General features: G+C 39.6%; 9 protein-coding genes. 7 read left to right on the top strand and 2 right to left on the bottom strand.

Annotation, left to right across the window (positions count from 1 at the left end; genetic code table 11):
* The first annotated feature begins 410 nt into the window (after positions 1-410).
* The 7 genes from ACOFKR_RS01670 to ACOFKR_RS01640 all read left to right on the top strand — a co-directional run bounded on the left by ACOFKR_RS01670 (position 411) and on the right by ACOFKR_RS01640 (position 10,177).
* Positions 411-2,831, top strand: coding sequence for an outer membrane beta-barrel protein (locus ACOFKR_RS01670; protein ID WP_419802296.1), 2,421 nt, complete (start codon positions 411-413; stop codon positions 2,829-2,831).
* A 73-nt stretch (positions 2,832-2,904) separates the two neighbouring features.
* Complete coding sequence (locus tag ACOFKR_RS01665; RefSeq protein ID WP_419802295.1) at positions 2,905-3,744, top strand: TraB/GumN family protein; 840 nt, start codon at positions 2,905-2,907, stop codon at positions 3,742-3,744.
* A gap of 1,089 nt (positions 3,745-4,833) precedes the next feature.
* Positions 4,834-5,679, top strand: a complete 846-nt coding sequence (locus ACOFKR_RS01660; RefSeq protein ID WP_419802294.1) for an alpha/beta hydrolase — start codon at positions 4,834-4,836, stop codon at positions 5,677-5,679.
* Positions 5,680-5,701: 22 nt separating this feature from the next.
* Complete coding sequence (locus ACOFKR_RS01655; protein WP_419802293.1) at positions 5,702-6,883, top strand: hypothetical protein; 1,182 nt, start codon at positions 5,702-5,704, stop codon at positions 6,881-6,883.
* Complete coding sequence (locus ACOFKR_RS01650; RefSeq protein ID WP_419802292.1) at positions 6,849-7,976, top strand: hypothetical protein; 1,128 nt, start codon at positions 6,849-6,851, stop codon at positions 7,974-7,976. Before ACOFKR_RS01655 ends, ACOFKR_RS01650 begins: the two co-directional genes overlap by 35 nt.
* Before the next feature lie 757 nt (positions 7,977-8,733).
* Entirely contained in the window at positions 8,734-9,450 is a 717-nt protein-coding gene (locus ACOFKR_RS01645) for a sensor histidine kinase (RefSeq protein WP_419802291.1), read from the top strand.
* Between the two features lie 4 nt (positions 9,451-9,454).
* Positions 9,455-10,177 carry a LytR/AlgR family response regulator transcription factor gene (locus ACOFKR_RS01640; protein WP_419802290.1) on the top strand — a complete coding sequence of 241 codons (723 nt, stop codon included), beginning with the start codon at positions 9,455-9,457 and terminating at the stop codon, positions 10,175-10,177.
* Positions 10,178-10,480: 303 nt separating this feature from the next.
* Here ACOFKR_RS01640 and ACOFKR_RS01635 read toward each other — a convergent pair whose 3' ends face one another.
* Positions 10,481-13,759 carry a S41 family peptidase gene (locus ACOFKR_RS01635; protein WP_419802289.1) on the bottom strand — a complete coding sequence of 1,093 codons (3,279 nt, stop codon included), beginning with the start codon at positions 13,757-13,759 and terminating at the stop codon, positions 10,481-10,483.
* A gap of 217 nt (positions 13,760-13,976) precedes the next feature.
* Positions 13,977-14,831: a hypothetical protein gene (locus ACOFKR_RS01630; protein ID WP_419802288.1), complete on the bottom strand. Its 855-nt coding sequence runs from the start codon at positions 14,829-14,831 to the stop codon at positions 13,977-13,979.
* Positions 14,832-14,962: the final 131 nt, after the last annotated feature.

Genomic DNA, 14,962 nt, shown 5'->3' with positions numbered 1-14,962 from the left:
GCTTCTTTTACCACCTTAAATTTAGGCCGGTAAAAGAAGCATTTTGAAAGTTTAACCGATAATAAAACCTGCTTCGATTTCTTAGTTCCCCTTTCCAACAGCAATTCCTTCGCCGCAACATCCAGTTGAGGATTCTTTAAACTTCCTTTGCCCAAAGCCTTGGAAACAGCAACATCAACCGGGCGGATGCAGCTTCCTGTCCTTGCTCATTTCCTATAAATTTAAGCAGTGATTGTTATAAATCTTACGCCGGTTTGGTAAGTTAAACAGGCTCTTGCATTCTGTAAAACTTATAAAAAAGGATCGTATTGACCACTTTGCATTGAGGAAATACGGTTTCGTATAATAGTTTTTTTTGTTGCTGCTGATAGAAGGATATTTATTGAGCAAAACAAAAAATGAAGCTACTGATGACCTTTATACTTGTTACTTTAACCTGCTTATTACTTGTTCGTACAGGTAATGCCCGGCAAAAAGCAGCAACGCTAACCGGGTCAGTAAAAGACTCATTAACCAGACAAGGCCTGCCCCATGCAACGATTGTGGTTACTAATATGCTTACTTCGGTAAGTGTAAATACAATTTCCTCGGATAAAGGGAACTTTACAATCAGCCATCTTCAGCCGGGCAAGTATCAGTTAAAAGTATTATATGTGGGCTACAATACCTTCACCAAAAGCCAGATTACGATAGGAGATAAACAACAATCTGTCGAATTGGAAGTATATATGTGCCTGCAAATAAAATCACTTAAAAGTGTTGTCATCAGTGCGAAAGTAGCAAAGCCATTTATAACCCTCGGCGGTGGTAAAATCACGCTGAATGTTGCCCAAAGCCCGCTGTCTGCCGGGAGTAATGCGTATGATATTTTACTAAAAGCACCGGGCGTTGTGGAGCAAAATAATGTGCTTTCCTTCAGAACAAAGTCTGTAAATGTTTTGATAGATGATAAACCCACCCATTTAAGTGATGAAGAATTGAAAGAGATGCTATCCTCCATGCCTGCCGGCAGTATAGATAAAATTGAAATATTACCAAACCCTTCTGCCAGGTACGATGCACAGGCCGGAAGTATCATCAATATAAAACTGGCTAAAAATAAAAACTATGGTTTAAACGGAAGTTTAACTTTGGGGCTTGGCACAGGCAGGTTTTTGAAGTATAACAATGGGTTGAACCTTAATTACAGAAGCGAAAAACTAAATTTTTATGGTGCTTATGATTTTCAGCACACCAAACAGTATTATGATAATAAGTTTAACAGAGAAATTGATGCCAGTTCCAATATCCTTCAGCATGAGTACGAAATACGCAGCAGGAATAATAATGCTTATAGATTAGGATTTGATTATGACGTAAACAAACATAATTCTTTTGGTATCGGGTTTAAAGGTTATACCAATTATAGAAGCAAAACGGCCACTACGGTTTCAAACCTGGTACATGCTACAGAAAATGATTCTTCCTCAGTTGTTCATACCAATGGCAGTGCGAAAGTTCTTAATCCAGCGATAAATGTATATTACAAGGGTATATTGGATAGTTCAGGAAAATCGCTGACGATAAACGCAGACTATTTTAATTATAATAAAAAATGGCAGGATAACTTTGCAACCGATTATTTTGATCGCCAGGGCAACCCGAATCAACCGACTTATTTTTTAAGGGACAATTCGCCGGCACATATCCATACTTATTCATTTTCAGCTGATTACTCACAGCCCTCTTCAATAGGAAAAATTGAAGCAGGTGTTAAAAGTCAGTTCACCGTTTCTGAAAATGACATATCATGGCAGCAACTGGTTGGCAGTGATTGGATGACGGATAATGGTAAGACTAACACTTTCATCTATAAAGAAAATGTAAATGCCGCCTACATAAATTTAAACAAAACCATAAAGCAATTCAATCTTGTCCTGGGGGTTCGGGCTGAACAAACAAACGTTAGTGGCGATTTAGTAAATACCAATACTGTTAACAAAAAAAATTACCTGAACATTTTTCCGAACATCAGTTTTGAATTTGTCAGAAACTTGGACAATGTGTTGGATATAAGTTACAGGAAGAGTATCCAAAGATTTGGGTTCAATATTGTCAACCCTTTTGTAATATACCAAAGTCAGTATGCCTATTATCAGGGAAACTCAAATATACAACCGGAGATAGATCATAACCTGGAAGTTTCCTACAGCTATAAGCAATCGCTTGTTTTCGGCTCGAGTTATACACATGGTACCAACGCATTGGCACCAGTTTACTTAAAAGGGAATGATAAACAGGTGATCTCCACTTTTGACAATTTGAGAAGCTCTGATTTATTTTATGTTTATGCTGATTTTACCCATCCTGTAACCGCTTGGTGGAACATTTATATCAGCGGCGGCACCGGCTTTCTAAAATACAATACGGCTACTTCTTCCCTATCAGGGCAAAATAATAATGCTTCCTGGTCTTACTTATTTCAGACAGAAAATACTTTCAAGTTTAATAATAACTGGGCGGCTGAGCTAAATGCCAATTACCGGGGACCTTACACTTCAGGCATATACAAGGCAGCACGGAATTTTACTACCGGCACCGGGATCAGCAAGGGCATCTTTAAAAACCGGGCCAATATTAAGCTCGCCGTTCAGGATATTTTCAATACGGATAAACAGGATCAGAAAATAAATTATCAGGGCGTAATGATGAATGTGGTTAATAAAGCGGAGACAAGATTTTTTAACATGGCAATCAGCTGGAAATTTGGGAACAGGAATATAAAGGCAAGAAAGCAAGCAGCCATTTCAACGTCAGATGACATTAAGCAACGGGTGAATAACAATCAATAAATAGAATTACAATCACACCAACATGAGAACAACAAAAATAGCCTTTACATCCGTGTTCCTAATGCTTTTTTCAATGGTAAAGGCACAAAATGCAGCCGATGCACAAACTTTGTTATGGAAAATAAGTGGCAAAGGTTTGCAGCAGGAATCTTATATCCTTTTGACCACAACCAAAACCTGTGAACCAAAAATAAAGCTGAGCGACAAAGTGCTTAATGTTTTGAACAAAGTGAAACTGATTGCTCAGGAAACAGGGCTGAACAGCAAAGCTTTTGCAGGTGTTGCAGAAAAAGCCAACGGGTTGAAAAACAACAATCAGTCTGCCGAAAAATCGCTTTCAAAAAACACATACGAGAAACTAATAACGGTAGCAGAGGACGAAGGGATCCCTGAAATATACCTTAACCAATATAAACTTTGGTACATCTACATGTTTTTGATGACAAAAACCTATCAGTGTAACGTGCCCAATGCTGAAAAGATCGACGACGTGATAAGAAATTATGGTTCAAAACACAACATACCGGTTAAGGAACTATTAAGCATAGACGAAACTTTGAATACACTTTATGATAAATTTCCAAATAGCTATTGGGAAAGTGTCATCAATTATATGGTTAATAACAAAAACAGGGTAATAATGGATATTGATGCCAAGGCCGGCTTTTACAAACAGGAGAATGTGGCCGGTTTAAAAAAATTGCTAACATCAAGCGGCCTTTTTAAGCCGAGATACGTGGCTGCGGATGCCGAAATGTACAGGATGCGCCTAATCATGTCAAGAATAGAAAACACCATTAAAACTCAATCAACCCTGGTTACGCTGGATGTTGTAGATATAGGAAATGATTCGACCTCTATATTAAACTTATTAAGTAAATCAGGCTATACTATCAGCCCTGTAATAAATTAACTATTAAAAATATTCTTTGGCCAAGAATCCAAAAGGGGACGCCGAAAACCTTTACCAGAGTAGGCAATCAAAATCAATAACTAAATTATCATGTCAACACAAAACGAAAACCTGTTTGCAGAAGCCATCTGCATCGAAAAAATGGAATCAAGATTGGAACTGGCTGCTGCCGCTTCTAAAGTGAAAGTAGACATAGAGATCGAATCTTAGTCAAAATCCGCTTTTGTCCGGGGATAGGGCATTTCCGGTTACTTTTTTAACCATTAAAAACTTAAAACCATGTCAACACAAAACGAAAACCTGTTTGCAGAAGCCATCTGCATCGAAAAAATGGAATCAAGATTGGAACTGGCTGCTGCCGCTTCTAAAGTGAAAGTAGACATAGAGATCGAATCTTAGTCAAAATCCGCTTTTGTCCGGGAATAGCGTTATTCCCGGATATTTTTTAACCATTAAAAACTTAAAACCATGTCAACACAAAACGAAAACCTGTTTGCAGAAGCCATTTGTATCGAAGAAATGGAATCAAGATTAGAACTGGCTGCTGCCGCCTCAAAATTTCACCGCGTTATAGATATTGAGTTTTAGGCAAATCCCTTCTATCGTCCGGGGATAAAATTATTCCCGGATATTTTTTAACTGTTTAGAGCTTGTTTAAATATTTGTTCAGTATATTTTGTATGCTTCTTTTACCACCTAAAAACCATTGGTTCATTGTACTTTTTGTATTGAAGTAGCCCAAAAACAAAATTTATTGGCATAAAAGAAGTATTGTAAATTTTTATGACAGAAATTCAAACAGGCACTAAGAGCCTACTTGAAATTTCTTCAATTTATTTCTATGCTTCTTTTATTACCTAAAAATCATCAGGTTTCTTAGGCTCCAATATTTGTGTCAAATACAAATTTATAGTGATAAAAGAAGCATTACGCTTTCTTTAATTTATAACCTGCACTTTAATAAAGCTTTGAAAATATAAACCAAGTGATGTTTTTGCCTGCATCTGAGAATTGGCAATGATTATGAGAAATATTATTTTGTTGTTTATTGCTACCTTATTGTTATCCTGTAGTTTTAACAAGGTGTTTTTGCACCCTAATAAATTTCCTGCAAAAACAACCAGGATAAAAGTTGTGGACTTTGACAGCAAGGATACCACCATTATTCATTTTTCAGGTGCCTATTTTCAGCCTGAATTTACCAATATTAATAATGCGCCCGTTCAAAAACCTTTTGTAGTAGAGAGCGTGCTATTCAAAAACAGAAACGGGATTTTACTTAACGGCTGGCTGATAAAACCTGCCGACAGTGGTAAAATAAACATAACACTGCTCCATTTTCACGGTAATGAAGGTTCATTGGTCAGCCAATACCAAGCCATTGTCCCTGTTGTAAAGGATGGTGTACAGGTATTTATGTTTGATTACAGCGGGTTTGGCTTTTCTGCCGGCGAAGCAACCATGCAAAATGTTCGGGCGGATGCATTGGCTGCACTTAACTATATCACCGGCAGGGCAGACGTTAAAAATACGAAGCTGGTGATCTATGGCCAGTCATTAGGCGGCCATCTTGCTGCCGTAATTGCAGCCGATAAACCCGATAAAATAGCCGGATTGGTAATGGAAGGCGCGTTTTCATCACCAAAAGACATGGCGGCTTACACCGTTAGGAAATCAACGGGGCTTGGGTTTATAGGCCGGTTACTGGTTAAAGAAGATTACAGCGCAAAAGCTTCCATAAAAAAATATCGTAAGCCATGCCTTATTATCCACAGTACCGAAGATGAGGAAGTTCCATTTTATATGGGGCAATTATTATATAAAGATGCAAATACGCCCAAAGAATTTTACCAGATAAAAGGGGCACACATTAATGGGCCAAGAATTTATGCGGATTCAATCCTGACCAAAATAAAATCAATGCTCCAACAATAATTAACTGGCTAATTAACCAACCATGTACGAGTTAAAAACAATAGACGAAACTGCCGGGCGAAGATACCTGTTACTGGATAACTATGGCGGGATCTATAAAATCACTGAGGTTTTATACCACATGCTTTTCAGCTATAAATCAAAGCCGGATTATGGTTTGATTGCAGTAGATATGAACAATTTGTACAAAACTGCTGATTTTACAGTTTCTTTTGTTGAGACATCAATTAATTCAACGCTTACAAAAATATCTAAAAAGGAAAGCAGCTCGTTTACAACAACCAACAAATATATAAAAGGCAAAATAGTAGTTTTAAAAGAGGGACAGCTGCAGGCAGTTTATAAAGTATTATCCCTTCTGTTTTATAAAAAGACCTTTACCTTTTTTTCACTTGCTGCTTTGGCCATCACTTTTTATTTCTTTTATGCACATCACTTGCTGTCATTCGGCACTATTTATCAGTCTTCATTAGGGCTGATGTCCGTTACTCATTTAGTGATCGTTTATACTTTGTTCGTCCTGATTATCTTGGTTCATGAAATAGGCCACGCTTCCGCTTCTTACAGGTTTGGCGTGCGTCCAAAAGAGATCGGATTTGGCTTTTACTTTGTTTTTCCAGTTTTCTACACAAACGTAACCGACATTTGGGCACTAAAAAAAGAAGAAAGAAATACCGTAAACATAGCCGGAATTTATTTTCAACTGCTTATCAACGTATTCCTGATCGCTTTTTTTTATGTTGATACTTTTAAAGTAATCGTTTTCACCCTGATCCTGGCAAACACAATTAGTGTGATTACTTCTTTGATCCCGTTTTTTCGCTATGACGGATATTGGTTATTTAGCGATTATTTTAACATCCCGAACCTGCAGAACAAGGCAAGGCAATTCATTATGGAAATGCTCCGGGAGCCGAAACATGTGTTTCGCGAAACCCCAAAGCCATTGATTATTTATTCTTTATTGAACATCTTGTTCTGGGTGTATGTATATATTCTTTTGCTACAGTATATCATTGCCAACTTTACAATTTTGCATCATTCGTTATTTAGTGAAAACCTGATGTTCACGCAAATAACATTTAGAGATATCATCAGCACAGTTACGCTGATCATTACGACTTATTTATTGCTGAGTCAAATCCTCATCACTTTCAAATTTTTATACCATGAACCAAGCAGAATTTACAGAACGAAGAAATAAAATAGTTGAAAGCACATTACACAACCTAAATATACTGGATGATGACCTGCTTAACCGGACCCAGAACTTCGTTAGTGCAAACATGCTGAACTTTATGCCCGAGGTAAAGGTTACAGAACATGAAGATATTTTCAGGCACATTCTATTGAATAAAGATTTGAGCATCTTGGAACAGCAATACGCTGGCATCATAGATGCTGTAAGTTATGAAGGTTTGAGCAGGCAATTTTTCAACCTGCTGGATTCTAAACCTGCTATTTTCTGTACTTTTCATATGGGCTCAAACCGGGTTATCAACCATTTCCTGGCCTCTAATAATATACCTTATACTTTAGTTGTCGCAAATCATATTTCAACTGGCGAGGGTTCCTCCTTCGACAAGATGTTTTCTGATGTTTATCAAAATGGTACAAATAACGAACTAAACATTATCTCCGCCCAGTTACCGAATGCCGCGCTGAAAATGTTGAGGGAATTAAAAAAAGGAAAAAGCCTATTGTTATATATTGACGGCAATACCGGTGCCGGCGACGATAGTGTAAAAAATGAGAACAGGTGCAAGATCAATTTTTTAAAGCAATCCATTTACGCAAGGAAAGGCATCGCCTATCTTTCTCACCTGGCTGGTGTGCCCATCATTAACGCAGTTTGTTACCGGAAATCGCTGGAAGATATCAGGCTTAAATTTTTCAGCCCTATTTATCCTGACAAAAAACAGAGCAGAACCGATTTTGCAGAAGAAACCACGCAAAAGTTATATGATATGTTTGTCCCTATCCTGAAACTGCATCCCGGGCAGTGGGAATGTTGGATCTATTTGCATACCATGATCAATTCAAAAGAATTTATTTATAAGGAAGAACAACAGCCGCTGGCCGAACAGTTTTTGTTGAACAAAGACAAATTCGGGTTTTTCAATATCGGTACAGAATTATTTTTGTTTGATAAAAAAACCTACAATTCTTACCCGATTGATCCGCTTACTTATAAAGTGCTGTTTAAATCAGCAACGCAGCCGGTAGAAAAAATCGAACTTAATAACAATAACCTGTTTCAGCAATTGTATAATAATCAAGTATTTATCAATGTTTAAAACTGGTTAAATTTATTTTTGATGCTTCTTTTATCACCCTAAAATTGGCAAGCATATATTTGGGGGTTTATTTAGATTGATGCCGACAGCAATTTTTATAAGGTAAAAGAAGCATTGGCATCCATCCTGAGTTTATTAAGAGATCATTGTATAACTTGACCTAGTTTTAAAAAGCTGCTTAAATTTTTTTATCCGAAAAAAACCGGCACACCAAAATTTATGGCATAAAAGAAGCATTGTGATTATTCATCTTAAGCTTGTTAAAGAAGCTAATGGAAATTTGAACAGCTTTTAAGTAAAATATAAGATACTATGCCTATTTTTATTAACTAACGATTGATGTAGTTAATAAGTGTAAATGGTAAGTATTGCTGCTAATAAACGAAACAACCCTTTTAGTTTGCCCTGGCATGTTTTAGCATGGGCCCTGTATGCGCTTTACATATTTTTTATTAATTATATCACCAACAAGGAAATAAAGGTGATAGAAATCCTTTTCTATATCACGCCTTTCGGTTTGGCATTTTATACCAGTCTGTATTCTTTTAAATTGTTTGTGAAAAAAGGTGCTATTTACGGATTGATAGCTTTTTTTTCTTTTTTTATAATACTATCGTCAGCCGGTTATTATTATATCTATCATCTTTTGCCATTATATGATGTGACTCTTTATGACAAGGCAGATGACTTAAAAGTGTTTATCCGAACAGCTATTTTTGGCTATATAAGATTTACTGTTTACGCACTTCTGTACACTGTGATCAAAAACTTACTTAAAAACGAAAGGGAATTGAGGGATTTACAGGAAGAGAAATTTGTTTTAGAACAACAAAAAAAGCAACATGAGCTGCAAAATGCCTTCCTGACCCAGCAGGAACTCAAGTCACAACAGGAAAAATTACAATTTGAATATGCTTTTCTGCGTGCACAGATAAACCCGCATTTTCTTCATAACACCCTCAATGTATTATATTCCCAGGCATTAAATTACTCTGATGAACTGGCAGAAAACATACTCAAACTTTCGCACATGATGCGGTATGCCTTAGAAAGCCTGGAACATGAAAACGGAAAAGTTTCAATTCAAAAAGAACTATCGCACTTACAAACATTGATAGACATTAATTATCTCCGGTTTGGCAACAGTAAAGCGGTAGAATATACGCTTGAAGGTGAAATGGCCGACCAGATGCTGCTGCCGCTGTCTATAATCAGTATTGTGGAAAATGCTTTTAAATACGGAGACCTTAAAGACCTGGAAAACCCATTACAAATAAAGATTGAGCTGCAACCAGGGCATATCTATTTTTTCTGCAGAAATAAAAAGAGAAAAAACAATATAGAACTGACATCGCACCATATCGGCATTACCAATTTAAGCAAACGGCTTGATGTGTTTTTTAAAGATAAGTATGAAATAAAAGCTATTAATGAAGACGAGTTCTATACATTTGAATTAACCATAAACAATTAACGCAATGATAAAATGTGTGATCATTGATGATGAACAGCCTGCTATTAACGTGATTGAAGGTTTTATAAAAAAAATGCCAAACCTTGAGTTAATGGGCACCGCAACCAGCCCCATATTAGGGATGGAACTGATAAAAAAACATAAAGCTGCGCTTGTTTTCCTGGATATACAAATGGATGAGATGAATGGGATTGATGTAATGCAAATGTTAAACCCGGAAACCAAAGTTATATTTTGTACCGCTTTTTCCGAATTTGCTGTCTCCAGTTATGAACTCCATGCTTTGGATTACCTTTTGAAACCAATACCTTTCAATAGGTTTGTGAAAGCCGTGCAGCGGTTTACCAACGAAACAAGCGCGAGCGGCGACTCCGGCAACGGTTTAATACCAAATGATTACATATTTGTTAAAACCGAGCAAAAAGGAAAAATGATAAAGATCGACCTGGATGATATTGATTATATTGAAGCTATGAGCAATTACATTTTTTTTCATCGGGGAACTCAAAAAACATTAGTTTACCTAACCATAAAAGAGTTAGAAGTGCGTTTGCCCGCTTTTCAGTTCATCCGCGTTCAAAAATCATATATTGTAGCTATCAAACAAATCATGGCAATTGAAAATGGCAGTTTAATTTTAAAAGGCAGAACAGAAAGGATCCCTCTTGGCAACAATTACAAAGAAGCTTTTATGGAGAAAATGAAATTTAAATTAATGCAACATTAAGGGCTGTTTAAAAATTTGTTCCATATATTTTCCATGCTTCTTTTATCACCCTAAAAATGGCAGGCAATTGTTTTTGATTGGGTTGAATTGATGCAGATACCAATTTTATAGGGTAAAAGAAGCATTGTTGTCAATCCCAAGCATATCCGAGTATCTGGAATAAACTTTCTATGCTTCTTTTATCACCTAAAAAACATTGGCCTATTGTACTTTTTGTACCGAAACAGAATTTACAGGCATAAAAGAAGTGTTATAAATTTTATGATAAAAATTTAAACAAGCCCTTTAAACCTGTCAATTCCTTTACCTCGATTTCTTCATTCCAACCTCCAGCAGCAATTCCTTTGCCGCTGCGTCCAATTGAGAATCTTTAACATTTCCTTCGCCCAAAGCCCTGGAAACCGGAATATCAACTGCACGCGGGTGCAGCTCCATATCCTTGCCTTCGTGGTCTTCAATCTTGCTAAAAGGCAGGCGGACAGAAGAGCCGTCAATCAAAGTAACAGCACTTGTAAAAATAATCCAGCCGCCGGTGGGTTCGCCTACTACTTTGCCCAACTTCATGGTGCGGTAACCTTCCGTAAAATCTTCCGCATCCGATAACGAATGCTGGTTGGTCACCAAAATCGTTGGCAGTTCCAAAGTCCGTTGCCCTAATTGTGTACGCGCCGGTCCGGAAGGCATTCCTCTTCCTGTCATGGTCAAATATGGCTTTCGGCTGAGCACGTCCAGAGCATAAGCATTTACAAAACCGCCATTATTGTTGCGGATATCAACCACAACACCTTGTTTGGATTGATTTTCGGCATCCAGATCTAAGTAAAGCTGGTTTAAAGCCTGTTCAGACATATCCACCAGATGCACATAACCTAAACGGCCATTGCTTATTTTATTTACATAATCGCGCTGCTGCTGCACCCAGCCGCGGTAAAGCAAGCCTTTTTCTGTAGCCTGGTTGGTTGGCCGAACCGTAATTTTTTGCGGCGTGGCACTTGTTGCCGAAGTAATGCTTAACGTAACCCGGCGGCCAACTTTATTTTCCAGCAACTGGTTCAGGTCGTCATTTGGTTTGATGGGCTGATCATCAACCGCCGTTAAATAATCGCCTACGTGGATGTTTCCGGATAAATCTGCCGCACTTAGCGGAACTATTTCGGTAATTTTAAAGCGGCCTTTATCTTCATAAACCGCACGGTCAAAATACAAACCCAAACGCCCGGTGGCAAACTGGCCAGGATTTGGCGGCCCGGAAACACCTGAATGAGAAGAGTTTAACTCGCCCACCATCAAATTTAAAATGCGGCGCAATTCTTCGGGCGTGCTGCTGCCGGCCACCAAAGGCGCATATTCACGGCGCACTTCGTTCCAGTTTGTTCCGTGGAAATGGTCATCGTAATAACCCTTGTTCAGTGCTTCCCACGCCTCCTCAAAAACCTCATTTTTTTCTGTGTTGAAATCGATGTCCATTTCCGCAGCAACCGAAATTGGCTTAACTGTTTTAGAATCTACCGAAACCATCATGATCCGGCCCTGCTCCATAAAATAAACTTCGCGCCCATCTGCAGAAAACTGTGCATCGGATTTGTAGCCCGGCGTAGAAGTGAGTTGTTTTAAAACGGCCCTTTCTGCGGATAAATCATCCAGCGGATACGTGTATAAATTGGTTTGCCCTGCGGCAGAAGCGGTGACTAACAGCACTTTACCATCTTTGCTGATTTCCTGATCGCTCACACTTACGCCCAGCGGCAGCAGGTTTAACCGCTGGCGTATGCCTTCTGTTATTATTTTGATTTCCGGTATAGCAGGTCCGGTTTTTGCAGATGCTGTTTTTACCCCTGTTTTTTTAGTGGTATCGGGCAGCGCGGGCGTTTTTACAGTTGCGGGCCGGGGCGCGGTTGGGTTAACCGGACTTGCAGGCGAAGTATTTTGCTCTGTAAAAAGCTGCTGAAACTGATCTTCCCTGAATTTTGGCCGCTGCGGCACCAAATCAATGCGGGCAATGTTGGTATTTTCCGTCCGCTGCGTGGTGTTGAACAATATGTATTTACCATCGGCACTCCAGTTTACGTTTCCGCCAAAAGTATTCGCCAAAAAACTAACCGGTTTTGCTTCGCCGCCAGCCGCCGGAACCACGCTGATGTTGCGGAAAGTTTTCGTCCCGTAAGATGCATAAGCCAGCCATTTTCCGTCCGGCGACCAGCAAACGCTGCCCGAAGATGAAAACGGCGGCCGGTCAAGGTAGCCTTTTGCAACCGTTTTTTCCTGCCGGGAAGTTAAATCCATCACCATTAATTCTTTTCCGTTACGGATAAAAGCCACCTGCTTGCCGTTGGGCGAAATCACCGGGCCGCCATCATCGAGGCCGCTTTTGGTCAGCTGTGCTTCTTTTGCCGTGATAAAATTGTACTGGTACAAATGCGCGGCATCTTCCCGGTCAGAAACGTAAATCAGCACATTGCTGTTGGGCAGCCAGGCCAGTTGAGATTCATTGCCGCTGGTTTTGGTTACGCGCAAAGCATCGCCGCCTTCCTTGGCCGAAGCCACAAAAACATCACCATGCGCCGTAAAAGCTATTTTTTTTCCATCGGGAGATAAAACCATATTACGAAACTGTGAGGTAAACCGCTGATGATCTACGCCCGGACTGGCAGGCGAGCCACGGCGAACAATGTTTACTTCGGAAGCTTTGCCCGATGCCAGTTCGTATTTCCAGATATTAAAATCGCGTTCAAAAACCAGTGTTTTGCCGTTGGATGACATGGTTGGCCAAAGCACGCGGCCTTTGGTAAAATGCGTTAATTGTTTGGGTGTGCCGGATACTGTTTTTACCCATAAATTTTCGGTGCCGCTGCGGTCGGAAACGTAATAGATCGATTGGCCGTCTTTGCTCCACATCGGCCACAGTTCTTTCGCGCCGCCAGCGGTAATTTTTTGGTACGATGGCGTTCCGTTATCTTTCATCAGCCAGATTTCGGATTGGTCCAGATGGCTGCTGCCGTTGCGCCACCACTGCGCATTGGCAATGCCGCGCGCCGCCAGGGCAATCGTTTTTCCATCCGGGGAAGGCATGGCAAAAAACTCGTTCATATACCGGTTCTGGCTTACGGGCATGGGCGTGCCGCCTGCTGTTTTTACGCGGTAAATATCGCTCATGCCCGAAATGTCCCGGCTGGTAGAAGCATAATAAACGTACTTTCCGTCCGGCGACCAAGCACTCAGGCTTTCATTGCCATCATCAAAAGTAAGGCGTTTCAGTCCGTTTGTTTTTAAGTTGAAAATATAAATGTCGCCATTTCCGGTCCGGGTCGAAGTGAAGGCCAGATAGTTTCCATCCGGAGAATAAATCGGCCTGGAATCATAAGCCGGATCAGAAATCAGCAAATGCGCATCACCGCCGACCGCCGCAACCGTCCAGATATCGCCGCCGGAAGTAAAAGCAATCTCGCTTCCGTCTGGCGAAATGGCCGGATCAGAAAAGTAAGAAACGCCTGCAATAGTTTTTTGCGCCACATTTTGTGCAAACGCAGCCGGTGCAGCAGCCAGCAAAAATGCAAGGCAGGCCACTTGTAATTTTTTATGCATAAAAGAAGTATCGAATTTCACCTAAGTTAAAAAACTTTTAAGATAGTTTTTTTGAAAGGGTGAATTTGTAAAAATCTTGTGGAACGATAAAAGCCCGGCTGCAAAAAAATTAAACTGCTGCTGTTTTTTAAAATGACGAGCATGATTATCAATAAAAAACCATCCTAAGCGGATGGCAATTTTTAGGTGCTAAAAGAAGTATGCCCAAAATCCAGGCTTAAACCAGGCGTTTTATTTTACGGATTATTTTTTCTACTGCAAAATCCGCTTTTTTTAAATAAGCCGAATGCTGTTCGAGGATAATTTGTGTTGCCGTATTGCTTTCGGGCTGCAACAAACGCAACTGTTTAATATAAGTCCTGAAGTAATATACCAAATGGATGGCCACCGTATCGGCATCGTTTCTCAACACAAAATCGGCCATAATAACCTGTTTACAGTTAAAATAACTGATGCTGCGGCTTTTGGCGGCCAAAAAACTCCAGATGGTTTGCTCCAGCCACGGAATGCCTTTTTTAACGCCGCGGCTAATCACGCCATCGTTTAGCAAAGCTTCTATAAAAGCCAAACTAAACAGGTTTTTGGGGAAGTAAAACAAGCCTGTGTTTACGTTCGGAAAAATCGGGATGTTGATTTTAAGCAGATCAAGCGGCGTGAAAGAGTAAGCATTTTGCGTGTCCCACATAAAAACCGGCATTTCGTCCATCGCAGGCAAAACAAATTTTTTCAGGAAATAAATATCACTGTCGATATAAAACACGTCCCGGTCATCAAACAGCATCACATCAAAAATTTTCTGTGCATAATTGGTGCTGTCGCGATACGCTTTGCAGGCCGGAAAATCGGCCAGAAGCGGTTTTAACTTTTCATCGCGCCTGGCTTTTCTAACAACCACGCTATTTTTAAGTCCGGATAAAAGCCTGGCCTCATCTTCATCCGTAATGCTGCCGTCTTCAAAAATCTCCAGCAAAATCCCATCGCCGGAGTGTTGCAGAAAACTTTGCAGGCATTCTATCGAAAAATCCAGGTTTTGATGCCCCAGCAACGTTTTGCAGTGTATCTGTTTTGCCATAAACTGATTAATATTGGATCCGGTTTACGCAGTCAACGATTAAATATTCAGGATTGACTTTGTTTAGGTTTAAAATAATTGGTGATCGAATTTAAAGATTAATTGCTGACAATCAGCAATTTCTACCGCTA

Origin of the sequence: Mucilaginibacter sp. (assembly GCF_965201005.1) — a bacterium.
Lineage (GTDB): Bacteria > Bacteroidota > Bacteroidia > Sphingobacteriales > Sphingobacteriaceae > Mucilaginibacter_A.
Note: the sequence above shows the minus strand (reverse complement) of the source record. Positions and strands in the feature narration are given on the sequence as shown.

Bases quoted from the DNA above. Each gene is read 5' to 3' on its own strand.
- ACOFKR_RS01650 (WP_419802292.1), top strand. From the start codon at position 6,849: ATGAACCAAGCAGAATTTACAGAACGAAGAAATAAAATAGTTGAAAGC.
- ACOFKR_RS01635 (WP_419802289.1), bottom strand. From the start codon at position 13,759: ATGCATAAAAAATTACAAGTGGCCTGCCTTGCATTTTTGCTGGCTGCT.
- ACOFKR_RS01670 (WP_419802296.1), top strand. From the start codon at position 411: ATGACCTTTATACTTGTTACTTTAACCTGCTTATTACTTGTTCGTACA.
- ACOFKR_RS01630 (WP_419802288.1), bottom strand. From the start codon at position 14,831: ATGGCAAAACAGATACACTGCAAAACGTTGCTGGGGCATCAAAACCTG.
- ACOFKR_RS01655 (WP_419802293.1), top strand. From the start codon at position 5,702: ATGTACGAGTTAAAAACAATAGACGAAACTGCCGGGCGAAGATACCTG.
- ACOFKR_RS01665 (WP_419802295.1), top strand. From the start codon at position 2,905: ATGGTAAAGGCACAAAATGCAGCCGATGCACAAACTTTGTTATGGAAA.
- ACOFKR_RS01640 (WP_419802290.1), top strand. From the start codon at position 9,455: ATGATAAAATGTGTGATCATTGATGATGAACAGCCTGCTATTAACGTG.